At 65.6% G+C, this 15,414-nt stretch carries 14 protein-coding genes; 4 read left to right on the top strand and 10 right to left on the bottom strand.

Annotated features, from left to right (window positions below; translation table 11 throughout):
- Positions 1 to 3: 3 nt before the first annotated feature.
- Positions 4 to 978, bottom strand: a complete 975-nt coding sequence (locus ACQ3DC_RS09295; protein WP_321215401.1) for a ribonuclease HI family protein — start codon at positions 976 to 978, stop codon at positions 4 to 6.
- A 278-nt stretch (positions 979 to 1,256) separates the two neighbouring features.
- Between ACQ3DC_RS09295 and ACQ3DC_RS09290 the strand changes: the two genes are divergently transcribed.
- Positions 1,257 to 2,567, top strand: coding sequence for an ABC transporter substrate-binding protein (locus ACQ3DC_RS09290; RefSeq protein ID WP_430752059.1), 1,311 nt, complete (start codon positions 1,257 to 1,259; stop codon positions 2,565 to 2,567).
- 90 nt (positions 2,568 to 2,657) lie between these two features.
- Here ACQ3DC_RS09290 and groL read toward each other — a convergent pair whose 3' ends face one another.
- The 5 genes from groL to ACQ3DC_RS09265 all read right to left on the bottom strand — a co-directional run bounded on the left by groL (position 2,658) and on the right by ACQ3DC_RS09265 (position 7,289).
- Entirely contained in the window at positions 2,658 to 4,286 is a 1,629-nt protein-coding gene (gene groL / locus ACQ3DC_RS09285; RefSeq protein WP_157239045.1) for a chaperonin GroEL, read from the bottom strand.
- A gap of 288 nt (positions 4,287 to 4,574) precedes the next feature.
- Positions 4,575 to 5,858 (bottom strand): ABC transporter substrate-binding protein, encoded by a 1,284-nt coding sequence (locus tag ACQ3DC_RS09280; protein WP_430752058.1) that lies wholly within the window; start codon positions 5,856 to 5,858, stop codon positions 4,575 to 4,577.
- Positions 5,855 to 6,061 (bottom strand): cold-shock protein, encoded by a 207-nt coding sequence (locus tag ACQ3DC_RS09275; protein WP_157239046.1) that lies wholly within the window; start codon positions 6,059 to 6,061, stop codon positions 5,855 to 5,857. Before ACQ3DC_RS09275 ends, ACQ3DC_RS09280 begins: the two co-directional genes overlap by 4 nt.
- A 197-nt stretch (positions 6,062 to 6,258) precedes the next feature.
- Positions 6,259 to 6,909 (bottom strand): LytR C-terminal domain-containing protein, encoded by a 651-nt coding sequence (locus ACQ3DC_RS09270; RefSeq protein WP_430752057.1) that lies wholly within the window; start codon positions 6,907 to 6,909, stop codon positions 6,259 to 6,261.
- 50 nt (positions 6,910 to 6,959) lie between these two features.
- The gene (locus ACQ3DC_RS09265; protein WP_321215398.1) at positions 6,960 to 7,289 is read right to left on the bottom strand and encodes a DUF3263 domain-containing protein; all 330 of its coding nucleotides are present in this window, start codon (positions 7,287 to 7,289) and stop codon (positions 6,960 to 6,962) included.
- Positions 7,290 to 7,416: 127 nt separating this feature from the next.
- Between ACQ3DC_RS09265 and ACQ3DC_RS09260 the strand changes: the two genes are divergently transcribed.
- Both ACQ3DC_RS09260 and ACQ3DC_RS09255 read left to right on the top strand, forming a co-directional pair.
- Positions 7,417 to 8,187, top strand: coding sequence for a uracil-DNA glycosylase (locus tag ACQ3DC_RS09260; RefSeq protein ID WP_430752056.1), 771 nt, complete (start codon positions 7,417 to 7,419; stop codon positions 8,185 to 8,187).
- A 14-nt stretch (positions 8,188 to 8,201) separates the two neighbouring features.
- Positions 8,202 to 9,041 (top strand): siderophore-interacting protein, encoded by an 840-nt coding sequence (locus ACQ3DC_RS09255; RefSeq protein ID WP_321215396.1) that lies wholly within the window; start codon positions 8,202 to 8,204, stop codon positions 9,039 to 9,041.
- Positions 9,042 to 9,076: 35 nt separating this feature from the next.
- On the opposite strand, the gene ACQ3DC_RS09250 is transcribed toward ACQ3DC_RS09255, so the two are convergent.
- From ACQ3DC_RS09250 to ACQ3DC_RS09240, 3 genes are all read right to left on the bottom strand, one after another.
- Entirely contained in the window at positions 9,077 to 10,579 is a 1,503-nt protein-coding gene (locus ACQ3DC_RS09250) for a threonine/serine ThrE exporter family protein (RefSeq protein WP_323056468.1), read from the bottom strand.
- A gap of 36 nt (positions 10,580 to 10,615) precedes the next feature.
- Entirely contained in the window at positions 10,616 to 11,929 is a 1,314-nt protein-coding gene (locus ACQ3DC_RS09245; RefSeq protein WP_157239050.1) for a peptidoglycan bridge formation glycyltransferase FemA/FemB family protein, read from the bottom strand.
- 102 nt (positions 11,930 to 12,031) lie between these two features.
- Positions 12,032 to 13,105: a lipid II:glycine glycyltransferase FemX gene (locus ACQ3DC_RS09240; protein ID WP_430752055.1), complete on the bottom strand. Its 1,074-nt coding sequence runs from the start codon at positions 13,103 to 13,105 to the stop codon at positions 12,032 to 12,034.
- Positions 13,106 to 13,273: 168 nt separating this feature from the next.
- Between ACQ3DC_RS09240 and ACQ3DC_RS09235 the strand changes: the two genes are divergently transcribed.
- Positions 13,274 to 13,819 carry a TspO/MBR family protein gene (locus ACQ3DC_RS09235; protein ID WP_321215392.1) on the top strand — a complete coding sequence of 182 codons (546 nt, stop codon included), beginning with the start codon at positions 13,274 to 13,276 and terminating at the stop codon, positions 13,817 to 13,819.
- A gap of 13 nt (positions 13,820 to 13,832) precedes the next feature.
- Here the strand turns inward: ACQ3DC_RS09235 and ACQ3DC_RS09230 are convergent, their stop codons facing one another.
- A complete protein-coding gene (locus ACQ3DC_RS09230) occupies positions 13,833 to 15,269 on the bottom strand; it encodes an L-serine ammonia-lyase (RefSeq protein WP_430751679.1) in 1,437 nt (478 codons plus the stop codon).
- Positions 15,270 to 15,414: the final 145 nt, after the last annotated feature.

Here is a 15,414-nt window from a genome sequence, read left to right as displayed (position 1 = left end):
CGGCTAAGCCTCGGGAGTACCTTGGTGGAACCGCAGCCGCCAGCGGCCGCCGTCCAGCACCCACAGTGAGCTTCTGAGCGTGGTGCCGGAGCGCGCGTAGCTGCGGTACGTCAGCAGGACCGCGTCAGCGCCAATACGGTCCGCGCCAAGTATCTCAATGTCTGTCCGCTCGCCCGGGTCCTCCTCGAGCGCCATCATCATGGCGTCCCGGGTCCACACCCTGCCCGAGCTTCCGATCTCCATGAAATCGGGGTGCAGCAGGACAGCCGTCCGGCCGATGTCCCCCCGCACCAGGGGGCCCAGCAGCTCGCGCTCCAGTTCCTCCACCAAGGCCTCCGGCACGGCGGCACCTGGCTGGGCAGCGGCGTCCGGTCCGCCGAAAGCGCCGTTGTCCAGCTGGCTGAACAGGTCCGGCTCCTCGTAGGCTCCTGGCAAGGTCGCGGCTTCCCGGGGTGCACGGGGGGCGGCCTCCGGCGTATCCTTGGCCGCCGGCGGATGGTGGGCGTGGTGGGCGCCAGGGAAACCGGGCCCGGACCGGGCAGCCACCCCCTGCTGGTAGGCGGTCGCGGCCGCCCTGGCGCGCTCGTCCGCGGCTTCGTTCAAGTCATGCCCGGCATGCCCCTTGACCCATTCGAAGGTGTACTTCCGGCCGGCGAGCTCCCGGTCCAGCTCCTTGAGCAAATCCACGTTGAGGACCGGCTTGCCGTCGGCCTTGCGCCAGCCTTTGCGTTTCCATCCCGGCATCCACTTGGTGATCGAATTGATGACGTACTGGCTGTCGCAGAGGATGTGCAGGTCCTCCTGGGGAAGGTGGGCCGTGGCCCGCAACAGATCCAGGACCGCCATCAGCTCGCCTTGGTTGTTCGTCCCGTGGGGCCATCCTCCGGCGCGCCAGCAATCGTCGTTCACGTACCAGGCCCAGCCGGCCGGACCGGGGTTTCCCAAGGCCGAACCGTCGGCCGCTGCAGTAATTGTCACCGGTCCATCCTCCCAGACCGGCAGGACAAACCGGGCCTTTGCCACCGTACGATGCCGTACCGTACCTCCGCCGCACACGCGCCCTACCCGGGCCGCCAGGCGGATCAGGCCTTGACCTGACGGAAAGCGTTTACCGAAAATGCTTGACGCGGGCAATGGCAGGCAGGCAGAATCGCACTACTGACATGAGAAAGCGTTTTCTCAGCGGCCGGCACTGCCGACAACCCGACGCCAGCGTCCACCCAAGAGAAGCGCCCCGCCATTAGGAAGGCATATCAATGACGATTCCAACCCTCCGCCGGAGAAGGTTCCAGCTCGGCGCAGCAGCCGTCGCCCTTTCCCTCCTTGCCACAGGCTGCGGTTCCTCTTCCGGCTCCGAGGGCAATGAGCAAGTAACCCTGCGCTTCGCCTGGTGGGGGAACGAATACCTCAACGCCCAGACCGAAAAGGTCATCGATGCCTTTGAAGCGGAACACCCGAACATCAGGATTGAGTCCGAGCCGGGCGAATGGGGCAGCTACTGGGACAAGCTGGCCACCAAGACCGCGGCCAACGACGCGCCGGACGTGATCCAGATGGACCAGAAGTACATTGCCGAATACGGCGGCCGCGGGGCGCTCCTGGATCTGTCCAAGCAAAGCGGCATTGATACCTCCAAACTCGACAGGGAAGCCCTGGCCTCGGGCCAGTACGACGGCGCCCAATACGGCCTGAGCACCGGCCGGAACGCCTACGTCATCATGGCCAACACGAAGGTTTTCGAGGCAGCAAACGTTCCGCTTCCGGATGACACCTCATGGACGTGGGACGACTTCATTGAGACTGCAACGAAGATCAGCGCCGCCGGAGACGGCAAGAACTACGGCGCAGCATATGGCAGCAACGAGGCAGACCTGATCATCTGGCTTCGCCAGCATGGGGAGAATCTCTACTCCGAGGACGGCAAGCTCGATTTCGACACTGCAACGGCCGCTTCCTTCTGGGAGCGGCTCAAGGAACAGCGCGACTCCAAGGCAAGCCCGCCGGCCACGGTGGCTACCGAGGACTCCGGCGCGGGCCTGGAAGAAAGCCTCTTCGGCACCAACAGGGTGGGGATGGCATGGTGGTGGACCAACCAGCTCGGATCGCTCGGGTCCACTACCGGCAGCAGCATCAAGATGCTCCGTGCGCCTAGCCTCGACGGTGTTGCCGCTGAGAACGGCATGTACTACAAGCCCACCATGTTCTGGTCCGCTTCCTCACGGTCAAAGCACACCGAAGCCGCCTCAACCTTCATCAACTACCTGGCGAACAGCCCGGAAGCCGGCGCAATCCTGATGACGGACCGCGGCGTGCCCACCAACACGGAGATCGTAAAGGGCATCACACCGTCCCTGAAACCGGCAGACACCACCGTGGTGGGCTTCCTGAAGGACATTGCTCCGGATATGAAGGACGCGCCGCCCGTTCCTCCGGTGGGCGCGGGCAGCGTACAGAACGTCATCAAGCGGTACACCGATGAGGTTCTCTACGACCGCCTGACTCCCCAGGCAGCGGCAGAGGCCTTCAAGAGGGAAGTCGAGGGAATGCTGTCCAGCGCCCGGAAGTAAAAGCCAGGCACTCTCCAGGAACACAAATGCGGCCCCCTCAAGAGAGGGGGCCGCATTCGTTTCCAGCGGGACAAAGCCCGGCAGGAGGGCTTAGAAGCCGCCCATGCCGCCCATGTCGTCGCCGCCGCCCATGGGGGCCGGGTTCTTCTCCGGCTTGTCGGCAACAACAGCTTCGGTAGTGAGGAACAGGCCGGCAATGGAAGCCGCGTTCTGCAGGGCAGAGCGGGTTACCTTGACGGGGTCGTTCACGCCGGCAGCCAGCAGGTCGACGTACTCACCGGTTGCGGCGTTCAGGCCGTGTCCTGCGGGCAGGCCGCGAACCTTGTCAACCACAACGCCCGGCTCCAGGCCGGCGTTGAAGGCGATCTGCTTCAGCGGAGCATCGATGGCAACGCGGACAATGTTGGCACCGGTGGCCTCGTCGCCGGACAGCTGCAGGTTGGCGAATGCCTTGGCACCGGCCTGGATGAGGGCCACGCCGCCACCGGCAACGATGCCTTCTTCAACAGCGGCCTTGGCGTTGCGCACTGCGTCTTCGATGCGGTGCTTGCGCTCCTTGAGCTCAACCTCGGTTGCGGCACCGGCCTTGATCACTGCAACGCCGCCGGCCAGCTTGGCCAGGCGTTCCTGCAGCTTCTCGCGGTCGTAGTCCGAATCGGAGTTCTCGATCTCGGCGCGGATCTGGGACACGCGGCCGGCGATCTGGTCGGCGTCGCCGGCACCTTCAACGATGGTGGTCTCGTCCTTGGTGACCACAACCTTGCGTGCCTTGCCCAGGAGTTCCAGGCCGGCGTTTTCCAGCTTGAGTCCGACTTCCTCGGAGATGACCTGGCCGCCGGTGAGGACGGCAATGTCGGCGAGCTGTGCCTTGCGGCGGTCACCGAAGCCCGGAGCCTTGACGGCAACGGACTTGAAGGTGCCGCGGATCTTGTTGACGATCAGGGTGGCCAGGGCCTCGCCCTCGATGTCCTCGGCGATGATCAGCAGCGGCTTGTTGGACTGCATGACCTTTTCGAGGACAGCAACCAGTTCCTTGACGTTGGAGATCTTGGAGTTGACGATCAGGATGTACGGGTCTTCGAGGACCGTTTCCTGGCGCTCCGCGTCGGTGACGAAGTAGGCGGAGATGTAGCCCTTGTCGAAGCGCATGCCTTCGGTGAGCTCGAGTTCCAGGCCGAAGGTGTTGGATTCCTCGACCGTGATGACGCCTTCCTTGCCCACCTTGTCCAGGGCTTCGGCGATCAGCGCACCGATTTCCTCGTCCCCTGCGGAGATGGATGCCGTAGCGGCAATCTCTTCCTTGGTTTCGATTTCCTTGGCGGAAGCCAGGAGCTCGCGGGTGACGGCTTCGACAGCCTTTTCGATGCCGCGCTTGAGGGACAGCGGGTCGGCACCGGCGGCAACGTTGCGCAGGCCTTCCTTGACCAGGGCCTGGGCCAGAACGGTGGCGGTGGTGGTTCCGTCGCCGGCGACGTCGTCAGTCTTCTTGGCAACTTCCTTGACCAGCTCGGCGCCGATCTTCTCGTAGGGATCGTCCAGCTCGATCTCCTTGGCGATGGAAACACCATCGTTGGTGATCGTGGGGGCGCCCCACTTCTTTTCGAGGACGACGTTGCGTCCACGCGGGCCGAGGGTGACCTTAACGGCGTCGGCGAGGATGTTCAGGCCCCGCTCAAGGCCGCGGCGTGCCTCTTCATCAAATGCAATGATCTTGGCCATAACGGCAGTAGTCCTTTCGGGACAGTCGTTAAGAATGAACCTTCGCTGCAGTGCCCGCGACGGACGACCCTTTGCCGGCGGCCTCTGTATGCCCCCGGGTGCGGGCCTCACTCCAGTGAGGTGTTTCTTCGCTCCTCGCCCGGTGCCGCGCTCCGCCGGCCGGAACCAGCTTTGCTTTAGCAGTCGGTACGTCAGAGTGCTAACTCAATAATTAGCACTCCCCACGGGAGAGTGCAAGCGAATGACGCGCGGAAAGCGCCTTGGCAGGCATCTCTACGCCGAGAGCGATCAGCCGGCGCGGCCTGCAGTTTCACGGCCGGTGGGCGTTGGACTGTTGTCTGTCCCGTAGGTAAACACCGTAAACGTCGCCGAGGTGATGTCACCGTTGGCGTCGAAGGCAACCGGGCCGGATTCGCCGTCGTAATTAATGCCGGTACCGGAGGCCTTCGCCGCCAGGCACTCCTTGTAGCTGGGGCAGGGCGTGCCGGGCACCGTTGCAGTCCCGCCATCCTTGCCGGCGGCAGTCCCGCCTGACACGGCGATGAGGTTCGCTGCAATTGAGCGGCCCGAGTCGTCCTCTGCTTTGGCTGCCGCGAGGGCTGCGAGGGTCACGGCGTCGTACGTTTCCGCGGCGAAGGACACGTCCTTCAGGCCGGGATCGATGCCCAGGAGCCTTTCCTGGAAGGCGGCGGATGGCAGCTCGCCGGGAACGACGGCGCGGGCACCCTCCAGGGCTTTGGTTCCCAGCTTGGACGCATACCGGCCGAACGCGCCGTCGCTGAGGATGATCTTCGAGCCGGCCAGGGCGGCGTTGTTGAGTTCAGCCAGGGCGCCCTGCGCGCCGTCGCGGGCCACCAGGATGACGGCGTCGGGTTCCGCCCCGCGGGCGGCGGCAGCGGCGCTTCCCGCTTCACCCGGCTTGAACCCGGCTGTGGCAACCACTTCCAGTCCGGCCTGTTCTGCGGAATCGGCGACGGCGGCGGAGACGTCGCTGCCGTAGGCGCCTTCCTGGAACATCAGGGAGATGGTGGCGGCGCCCGCGTCCTTGGCGAGCTTGGCCAGCACGGGTCCCTGCGCGACGTCGGCGGCCGCCGTCCGGAAGTAGTATCCGCCGCTGGGGATGGTGCTGAGCCCGGCCGCGGTGTTGGCCGGCGAGATCAGCGGCGTCCTGGCCCGGGAGAGGATGTCCACGACGGCCTTGGCGTGGCTGGAGTCGGTGGGGCCGATCACCACGTCCGCCTTGGCCTGGACCAAGGCCTGGGCCTGCGACGCTGCATCCTGGCCGGCTTCAAAGGGCAGCAGCTCCACGGGCCGGCCTTTGTGCCCACCGGCAGCGTTGATCTCTTTGACTGCGAGCTTGGCGGCGGCCGCCTGGGGCGCGTTCAGGAAGCTGCCCTCCCCCGCATTGTCCAGGATGAGGCCTACCCGCAGCGTCCCGTCACCGGAGGCTTCCGTTGTTTCCACGCGTGCGTTTCCGGTTACCCCGGAACAGGCGGTCAGGGCCAGCGTGCAGCAGAGGGCCGCGGCAAACGCAGGACGGAGGGTCCCGGCGGGGACAATCAGATGCTTCACTCCGCCGGCCGGACGCTTTCCGCCTGTGGGCCCTTCTCGCCTTCGCCGACTTCAAGTTCCACGCGCTGTCCCTCGTCCAGTGCCCGGTAACCTTCGCCTTCGATAGCAGACCAGTGGACAAAGACGTCGTCGCTGGAGCCGTCAACGGTGATGAAGCCGTAGCCCTTTTCCGCGTTGAACCACTTGACGGTTCCTCGTGCCATGGTGACCACTCTTTCCGTAAGGTCCGGGATGCTGCGGGGGTGCCCCGGCGCCGGGCCGTAGCCCGGGATTTACTCTAGCCAATGCGGGTCGGTGCCGCAGGCCCCCGGCGGTGCCGTCGGCAAACGTTATTCAGGCGTAACGCCGGGCCCCGGACCGGGTGTGGCCCAAGGCAGCGCGGCTGATGGAAGAACCCGGCTTACCGGTACCCCGGGCCCAGCACAACCACCAGGGGAACCTGGAAGTCGGTGCTGCTCACCACGGTGGGGACGCCCAGGAGTTCCGCGAGGGCTTCCGCGTTGGCCCGTTGGACTGGGCCGGAGTAGAAAATGATGGAGCCCTGCTGCGGCGCTCCCGCCCAGTTCCCTACCTGTCCCAGGGGCCAGCCGTCCGCCTGCACGGTTCCGCCTACACGGCTTGCCAGCCCGGCGGTCCCGGCGGCGTTGTAGACCGCCACAGGCTGGGTTTTGTCTACGGACGCAGCCTGCGCCGTGGGGCGGCTACTGGACCCTGTCCCGGCAGCGGGGACCGTTTCGGATCCGGCGGTTTCAGGCGCGGCGGAGGGCTCAGCGGAGGGAGTGACGGACGCGTCCGGCGCGGCGGAGGGCGTCGACCCCGTTCCGGCCAGCGGCATTGCTTCGAGGCTCGACGAGGCCTGGCTTGCCGGACCGGCAAACCCCAGCTTGGGCAGGATCAGGAAGGAAACCAGCCCGATGGCCAGGGCAACGCATCCCACCGCCAGGACGGGCCACAGCCGGACCCGTGACGGAGCAGAGGCTGTGCGATGGACACCTTGTCGCGACGCGGTCTCCGGGACCTTGTCGAATTCATCGCGGGCATATTTGGTCATGGGAAAGAGACATCCTTGTGTGTTGCTGCTGAGGAACCAGCGTGAGCGTCTTATGCGTCGGACCCCAGGCGCCGTGCAGTGCGTGCACGGTGACGCGACGTACGTAGTCTACGCAATCTCTTGACCAGCATGGGGTCATGCGCCAGCGCATCCTCGGTATCGATCAGGGCGTTAAGGAGCTGGTAGTAGTGTGTCGCGGAGAGATCGAAGAGTTCCCTGATGGCCTGTTCCTTGGCACCGGCGTACTTCCACCACTGCCGTTCGAGGGCGAGCATCTGCTGGTCACGCTCGCTCAGGGGGGAATCCCGCAGCGTGAAATCCGGCAGGAGGGCGTTCCGCTGTTCCTGCTCCGGCAGGTGCTCCCGAGCTGGTTCCGCCACGGCGCACTCTCCCTTGCTGGTTACGAAAAATGTCTGACCCCCATGCTACGGACGAATAACACTGTTGTCATTTGTGCCGGGCGGCCTGCCGAACCGGGGCCGGAGGCCGCCCTGCGAGAATGGGACGGTGTTTGAATCAGATGCCCTTTTCGAACTGGCGCAGGATCCGGCGCGCGGGCAGGGTTTCGCCGAACTGGCGCAGCTGCCGCTGAAGGAGCTGATGGCGCCTGACTGGGCAGACGCCTTGGCGGGCGTGGAAAGCGGACTCCGCGGCGTGCTCACTTTCCTTGCCGACGAAGAGGCGGCCGGGCACACGGTGCTGCCGGCGCCGTCGAACGTCCTGCGGGCCTTCCGCCAGCCCCTCGCGTCGGTGAAAGTCCTGATGGTGGGGCAGGATCCGTACCCCACGCCGGGGCATGCCGTCGGCCTGGCCTTCTCCGTTGATCCGCACGTCCGGCCCATCCCGCGGAGCCTGGCGAACATCTACCGGGAGCTGGAGGCGGATCTGGGAATTCCCGCGAGGGTCCACGGCGACCTTTCCGCCTGGACCGGGCAGGGTGTGCTGCTGCTGAACCGCGTGATGACTGTAAGGGCCGGAGCCGCAGGGTCGCACCGCAGGAAAGGTTGGGAGGAGATTACGACGGCGGCCGTCCAGGCCGTGGCCGGGCGGCGGGCTCCGGACGGGTCACGCCTGCCGCTGGTTGCCGTGCTGTGGGGAAAGGACGCGGAGAGCGTGCGTCCGCTGTTGCCGGGGGTTCCGGCCGTGTCCAGCGCGCATCCCAGCCCCCTGTCCGCGTCTCGCGGCTTCTTCGGTTCGCGGCCGTTCAGCCGCGTCAACGAGCTGCTGCGGGAGCAGGGTGCCCCGGGCGTAACCTGGGAGCTTCCGCCGGTAGCCTAGCTTAGGCTTGCCTTATGAGCATTGTTCCCGCCGCCACCAGCGCCACCAAGAAGAGCCGCCCGCAGGTCAACCTCGCAGTTCTGCGCCGGGAACAGCTCTCGCCCCACATGGTGCGGATTGTTGCCGGCGGGGACGGTTTTGCGGACTTCGTCAACAACGGCTTCGTTGACCGGTACGTAAAAATTGTCTTCCCGCAACCGGGCGTCGCCTACCCCTCCCCGCTGGATCTGTGGAGCATCCGCGAGAGCATGCCGCGGGAACAATGGCCTTTCACGCGCACGTACACGCTCCGCTGGGTGGATCCCCTGGCCAGGGAGCTCGCCATCGATTTTGTGGTCCACGGCGACGAAGGGCTGGCAGGACCGTGGGCGGCGAAGGCCCGGCCGGGCGACATTCTGACCTTCACCGGTCCGGGAGGGGCGTACAACCCTGCCCCGGACGCTGACTGGTACCTGTTCGCCGGGGACGAGGCGGCGTTGCCCGCCATTGCGGCGTGCATAGAGTCGTTGCCGGCTGAAGCCGCCGGCCTCGCCTTCCTTGAGGTCGATTCCGACGCCGACATGCAGCAGATTGCCGCCCCCGCAGGAGTGAAGCTCCACTGGCTGTTCCGTCGAGGCGTCCCTGCGGGCGAAAGCGGCCTGCTGGTGCAGGCGGTGGCAGGGGCGGACTGGCCCGCTGGCCGGGTGGACGTTTTTGCCCACGGCGAGCGCGGCTACATGAAGGCGCTGCGTGATGTGCTCTTTGTACAGCGCGGCCTTGAACGCAAGCAGGTGTCCCTGTCCGGTTACTGGGCGAAAGGCCGTGTTGAGGACGATTTCCAGGCGGAGAAGAAATTGCCCGTAGGGCAGATCTGAACAGGAAGATCCAGCCAGGCAGATCCTGCAGCCGGTCAGCGGCGGCGGGCGCGGCGCCGCTCGTTGCTGGCAAGGCTGCGGGTCAGCGGCCGCGCCAGCGTGTCGCCAAGGACGATCCCGCCGGCCGTTCCCAGGACAATGGCTCCGGCGTTGAGCATCCCGCCGGCGCCCAGCAGGATCTCGGCTTCCTCGATGGTGAGCACGTACATGGACCGGAAGATGGTGAGGCCCGGAAGCAGGATCAGCGCTGCGGGCACGGCAACCACCAGCTGGGGGGCACCCATCCTCAGGGCAACGACGCGGGCCAGCAGGCCGATGGCCACTGCGGCCAGGGCGGGAGAGAACCGGTCCCCGATGCCCAGCAGTCCGCCGCCCAGCAGCACGAAGTAGCCGGCCACCCCCACCGCCGCGGTGGGGAGCAGGAGCCGCCAGCTGGTTTGTTCCGTGACCCCGATGGCCATCACCGCCACGGCAACAAGGATGACCAGCACCCACAGGTCGTAGGCCGGCGGAAAGGTCTGCGTCACGTCAATGCGCTGCATGCCGGTCAGTTCCCCGACCACGAAGGCGACGGCGATGCCTGCCACGATGGCTCCAAAGGTGAGCAGCGTGGACAGGAACCGTCCCGCGGCCGTAACAGGGAAGCCGTTGATGGCGTCCTGCACTGAGGACACGAGGCGTCCCGTGGGCAGGAGCAGGAGGATGCCTCCCACCACCACGATGGCCGGCGATGTTGTCAGGCCGAACTGCCAGAGGACCAGCGCCAATTGCGTCACCACAAAAGAGCAGCTGGCCGTTATGAAGAAGTCGGGAACCCGCCACCGGCCGAGCTGGCGGGCCAGCAGGCTCACTCCGATGTTGGCTGCGAACGCTATGGCAGAGGACACCGGTCCGCCGCCCAGCACGGCAACGAATGCCGCTGCGAAAACGCCGAACGCCGCCGTCACCATCCAGCGCGGGAACGGCTTGGGGCTGGTGATGGCCTCGTCCAGGCGTCGGATTGCCTCGTCCCGGCCCACTCCCCCGGCGACGATGTCGGTCACCAGCTGGTGGACCTTGGCCAGGCCGGCGTAGTTGTTGGTCCAGGAGCGGACCACACGCAGCAGTGCGATGGGTGTCTGGTCCTTAGGGGCGTAGTTGATGCCAACGGACTGGTTGGTGATGTCCACCTCGATGTTCTTCAGCCCCAGGGCGGCGGTGACGGCAATGATGCTGGTCTCCACTTCCAGGGCACCCGCACCATAGCGGAACATGGTTTCTGCCAGGTGCAGGGCGAAGTCCAGGGTCTTGCGGGCGGAGGTGTCCACCCCTCCCACCTGGATCGTGGGATTCGCGTAGGGGCTGCCGGTGAGCCTGTCCACGATGCTCAGGGGAGCCGTGGGCGGGTTTTCACCCTGGACCAGGCGACGCAGCATTCTCCTGGCCGCAGCGTTTTGCCGCAGCTGGGAGGGAGTCAGCGGCTCGGTCTTGGGCAGGCCGTCCGTGTTCGGCCTGGCCTTCGGGGATCCGGCGCCGGGGCGCTCGGGTCGCTCAGTCATTGTCCCTCCTCCCGTTGTGGTGGTGTGCAGGCGGCGTCAGGCGGAGCGCTTCAGCGGCAGCTTGCCCAGCACGACGCGTGCGGCGCCTGCTGCCATCCGGGCCAGCTTGTTGGCGTGGAACACGGCGGGCCGGACGGGCAGCACGAAGTCGCCCAGGAGCTGCACCACTTCCCCGCCGAAGCCCTTCTTGAAGGCGTAGCCCCCGTGGCCTTCCTCGTCCTGGCCGGAGATGCCGAACGTCCCGTAGAAGTTGTACCTCGGGTACCCCTTTTCGAGGGCGTGGAGCATCATTCCCCAGTACAGCGAGGTAGCGCCGTTGAAGTAGATGTAGTCCTGCACCGTGCCGCCGATGACGCAGACCACCTCGTCGCCGTAGCAGACGAAGTGGATGGCGGCCACCGTGGCCACGCCCACCGAGTCGGGAAAGCGTTCGATGTCCTTCAGGCTTCGCTCGTAGCTGTCCACCAGGTCCTGGACCACTTTGAGGCGGTTGTTCTTCTTTTTGCTGCCTGTCTCCGCCACCTCCTCGCGCAGTTCATCAGCGGTGGCTGATTCCGCGGCAAGCCGCTCCGTGATGGACTTCCGGTAGGCGGGGATGTCGATCTTGGCCATCATGAGCTTGGTGAACTCAGGCGACGTGGTGCTGAGCAGCTGCTCGTAGTAGGCGCGTTCCCGGTAAATAAAGCCCTTTTCGTCACCGGCCCGGCTCAGGGCGCCGTAGAACTCGTCCAGGGTGTCCAGGGTGGCCTGTTCCAGGAAGACGCCGTTCTTTTCGGCCTTCCGAATGGCCTTCCGGGTCCGGTAGCTGGTGCCCATGATCAGTTCTTCCGCGTCCTGGATGCCTTCCAGGTTCTTGATGAACATCCAGTTCACGTTCACGAAGTTCATGTCCAGGCCCTGGTGCCGGAAGCCTAGCCCGCCGAGCTGTGCCACCAGCGGCCTGTTGTCCTCGATCTCGGGATGCTCGGCACCATCGGCGTCACGCGCAATGTACCTGAGGTTCGGGGAGATCCGCAGTTCGGCGGCCTTGCGCTCCGCCGCGCGTTTGCGGAGGAGTCCGACGACGGCACGCACCAGGTCAGGGTCCGTGTAGTCCATCAGGGGTCCCTTGGCGCATTCGCAGACTGTGTACCCCAGCCGGGTGGTGGTGTAGTTCAGTTTCCCTGCTGCAACCAGTTCGCCGTGCTGCCGGACCCCGAAAAGCTCCACCTGCTGTCCTCTGGCGCGCTGGAACCGGGCAAAGTCAACGGACTGGAGAAAGCTGTTCTGCGGGTGCTTCAGCGCGAACTGCTCGAATTCGGCATCGCTGAGCACGGCGAACTCGAGATCGGCGGCGGGGACTGCATTCAAGGAGTTACCTTCTTCACGGATAAGAGGCTTGGCAAATGGCGGGCGGCGGGCGAGGTCGGTCGGGATGGGCAGGGCAGCCGGCGGGGACGCTCCTGCTCGCGGTCAGTAGAACTGCTGGCCGGTGCGGGCGGTTTCGATCCGGCGGAAGACCTTCTCTGCTCCGTTGACCCAGAGCCGGTGTCTCAAGGGCGAGAGAACGTAGTCGTGGCATCCCACGAAGTCGGTGACCGTCTTGGTGAAGCTGGTCTTGAACATGCCCATGCCGTACAGGTTGTGGGTCTTGTCCTTGATCCGGGAAGCCGGCGGGGTCCCGCAGAAGTCGTATTCCGTGCAGCCCAGCTCCTGCATGCGGCGGATGGCGGCCCACTGCACCAGGTGGGAATCACCGTATTGCTTGCGGTTTTGGGTCGAGCCGCCGTCCTTATAGGTGGCTTTGGCCCCGTAATTGATGACGAAGGCTCCCACGCTGGGCTTTCCGTCCTCGTAGGTGAAGAAGAAACTGCCCTGGCCCCGGTTGCAGAATTCGTCCCAGAAGGCTGCGTAGTACTCGTAGCTGCGCAGGGGCATGGAGCCCTTGGCCTTGACGGTGTCGGCCATGAGGTCATAAAGGGCCCGGTAGGTTTCCGGGCCGTGTTCTTCGCGGACCACTTCGCAGCCTTCCCGCTCAGCGCGGCGGATGGCGTTGCGGGCGCGGGAGGAGATGGCCTTGAACACTGCCTCTTCCGGTCCGGAGATGTCCAGCAGGGCCGTGGAGTCGTTGGACTGGATGTTGGGTGCCTTGACCAGGCCTGCGTCTTGCAGGTGGGCCTGGGCCTCGTCGGAGTCGACGACGTCCGGCTCGATCTTGATGGTGAAGACGTTGAGCTTCCGGCTACGGACGAAAGCCGCACAGGCTTCCAGCGCTGCTTTCAGGTCATCAGCTGCTGCCAGGTCCGGGCCCTTGATGAGGTACCAAAGCCGGCCGAGCAGCGGGAAACTCTTTTCGAGTAACAGGTTGTAGCTGGCGGTTGCCGCGTTCTCCAGCACTAGGAACCGGACTTTCCAGCCGCTGGCGTTCTTGACTGAGGCATATGCGGCGGACTGCAGCATGTTGCCGCCGTTGGGATTGGCCGTGACGTGCTTGTCCCAGTTTTCAATTTCCTCGGCGGTGGCGAATCGTGCGGTGAATTCTCGCAAGGGGGCCGTGTCCAATCGGTTTCGTGCGCGGTTCGGTACTCGTGTCTGCGTGCGGACATGCAGCCTCAAGTCTAAAGCCTGATGCCGTCCCGGCTTTTCAGCAGCCGGCCCGTGCCTGCCGTGGCCCGTGCCCTTGACTCGGGTGGACCGGTTGGCAAGGGTGGAGGCATGCAGCCGAACCGTGAAGAGTCGTCATCCCCGCCGGATGCAAGCGACCAGCCGTACAGCGCGCGGGTCCAGGCAGCGGTGCTGGCCGGATTCCTGGCGGCATCCTTCCTGGTGGCTGGGCTCGGCGGATTCTCCACCATTGACAACGTGAACGGATGGTACGCCACGGCTGACAAGGCGCCCTGGTCCCCGCCCAACTGGCTGTTCGGCCCGGTATGGACCCTGCTCTACACAGCCATGGCGGCGGCTGCCTGGCTGGTGTGGCGGAAGAGGGCTCCCAAGACCAGGCCGGCGTTAACGGCCTACGCGGTCCAGTTGGGCCTGAACCTTGCCTGGACTCCGGTGTTCTTCGGTCTCTATCCCGCTATGGGTACGGCTGCCCTGTGGCTGGCGCTGGCCATTATCGTGGCCCTGATCGCCGCGGTCACGGTGACTGTCCTCTACTTCGGCCCCATCAGCCGGACCGCGGGACTGCTGCTGCTCCCCTACATTGCCTGGCTGGTCTTTGCGTCCACCTTGAACTGGTGGGCTGCGGCCCACAACTGAAGGTTCAACGCTGTCAGCATTCGACGACGTTGACGGCGAGGCCGCCCATGGCCGTTTCCTTGTATTTGGAGCTCATGTCCTTGCCGGTCTCGCGCATGGTCACGATGACCTCGTCCAGCGAAACCCGGTGCGAGCCGTCGCCCCAGAGCGCCATCTTCGCCGCGTTGATCGCCTTCGCCGCCGCGATCGCGTTCCGTTCAATGCAGGGCACCTGCACCAGGCCCCCGATCGGATCACAGGTCAGGCCCAGGTTGTGCTCCATCGCGATCTCCGCGGCGTTCTCCACCTGCGCCGGAGTCCCGCCCATCACCTCCGCCAGCCCTGCGGCGGCCATCGACGACGCCGAGCCCACCTCGCCCTGGCAGCCCACCTCAGCCCCCGAAATCGACGCCTGCTCCTTGTACAGGACCCCCACCGCGCCCGCGGCGAGCAGGAACTTCACCACCACATCCTCCCGGTCCGCCCGGGACGCGTTCTCCATCCCCGGCGCGAAATGCAGCGCGTAATACAGCACCGCCGGGATGATCCCCGCCGCCCCGTTCGTCGGCGCCGTGACCACCCGCCCGCCCGAGGCGTTCTCCTCATTGACCGCCAGGGCGATCAAATTAACCCACTCCTGCCAATACTTCGGATCATGGAACTCGGCCCCGTCGCCTTCGTCCTCGGACCCGGCCGGCCGGGCGCTTTCCTTCCGCAGCCGGTCATACCAGTCCGGGGCCCGGCGGCGGACCTTCAACCCGCCCGGCAGCACCCCCTCACGCTTCAGCGACGCGGCCACACACCCCTCCATCACCGAATAGATGTGCAGCAGGCCCGCCCGGATCTCCCCCGGGGTGCGGCTGTCCTCCTCGTTCACCCGCATCACATCACTGATGCCCAGCCCCGTTTCCCGGCAATGCTCCAGCAACTCCGCCGCGGTCCGGAACGGCAACGGCAGCTCCTTCTTGGACTCCTCCAGCTCCAGCTGGGCCGCGTCCTCCTCACCCTCACGGACAATGAACCCGCCGCCCACCGAAAAGAACGTCGCCGCATGCAGAACCTCGCCCGACGCGTCGGAGACCGTGAACGTCATCCCGTTCGTGTGCCGCGGCAGGACAGTCAACGGCCGCAGCACCATATCCTTCACCCCGTACGGCAACGCCACCGCACCGGCCAGCTGCAGCAACCCCGTCTCCGCGATCGCCGCCAGCCGCTCCTCCACCTCCTCCGGCAAAATCAGCTCCGGATGGAACCCCTCCAAACCCAGCAAAATGGCCGTCATCGTCCCATGCCCGTGGCCCGTCGCCGCCAACGACCCATACAAATCCACCCGCAACGACGCCACCCCCGCCAGCACCCCCGAGCCCTTGAGCTCCTCAGCAAAAACAGCAGCAGCCCGCATCGGCCCCACAGTATGAGAACTCGAAGGTCCGATCCCAATCGAAAACAGATCAAAGACGCCAACGGCCATGGTGGGATTCCTAACGAGACGTGTAATAGGTGGGTGGAGCGTCACCAAGGCGACGTGGGCACGAGCGCCGGCGGAGCCGGGCTTTTCGGAAGCGTGCGTCAGAGGCGAGGAACGAGCCAGCACGCGTGAAAAGTCCGGTCCGCCG

Source organism: Paenarthrobacter sp. NEAU-H11 (genome assembly GCF_050573415.1).
Taxonomy (GTDB): Bacteria; Actinomycetota; Actinomycetes; order Actinomycetales; family Micrococcaceae; genus Arthrobacter.
The sequence above is the reverse complement of the archived record's forward strand: the minus strand, read 5'-3'. Positions and strand labels throughout refer to the sequence as shown.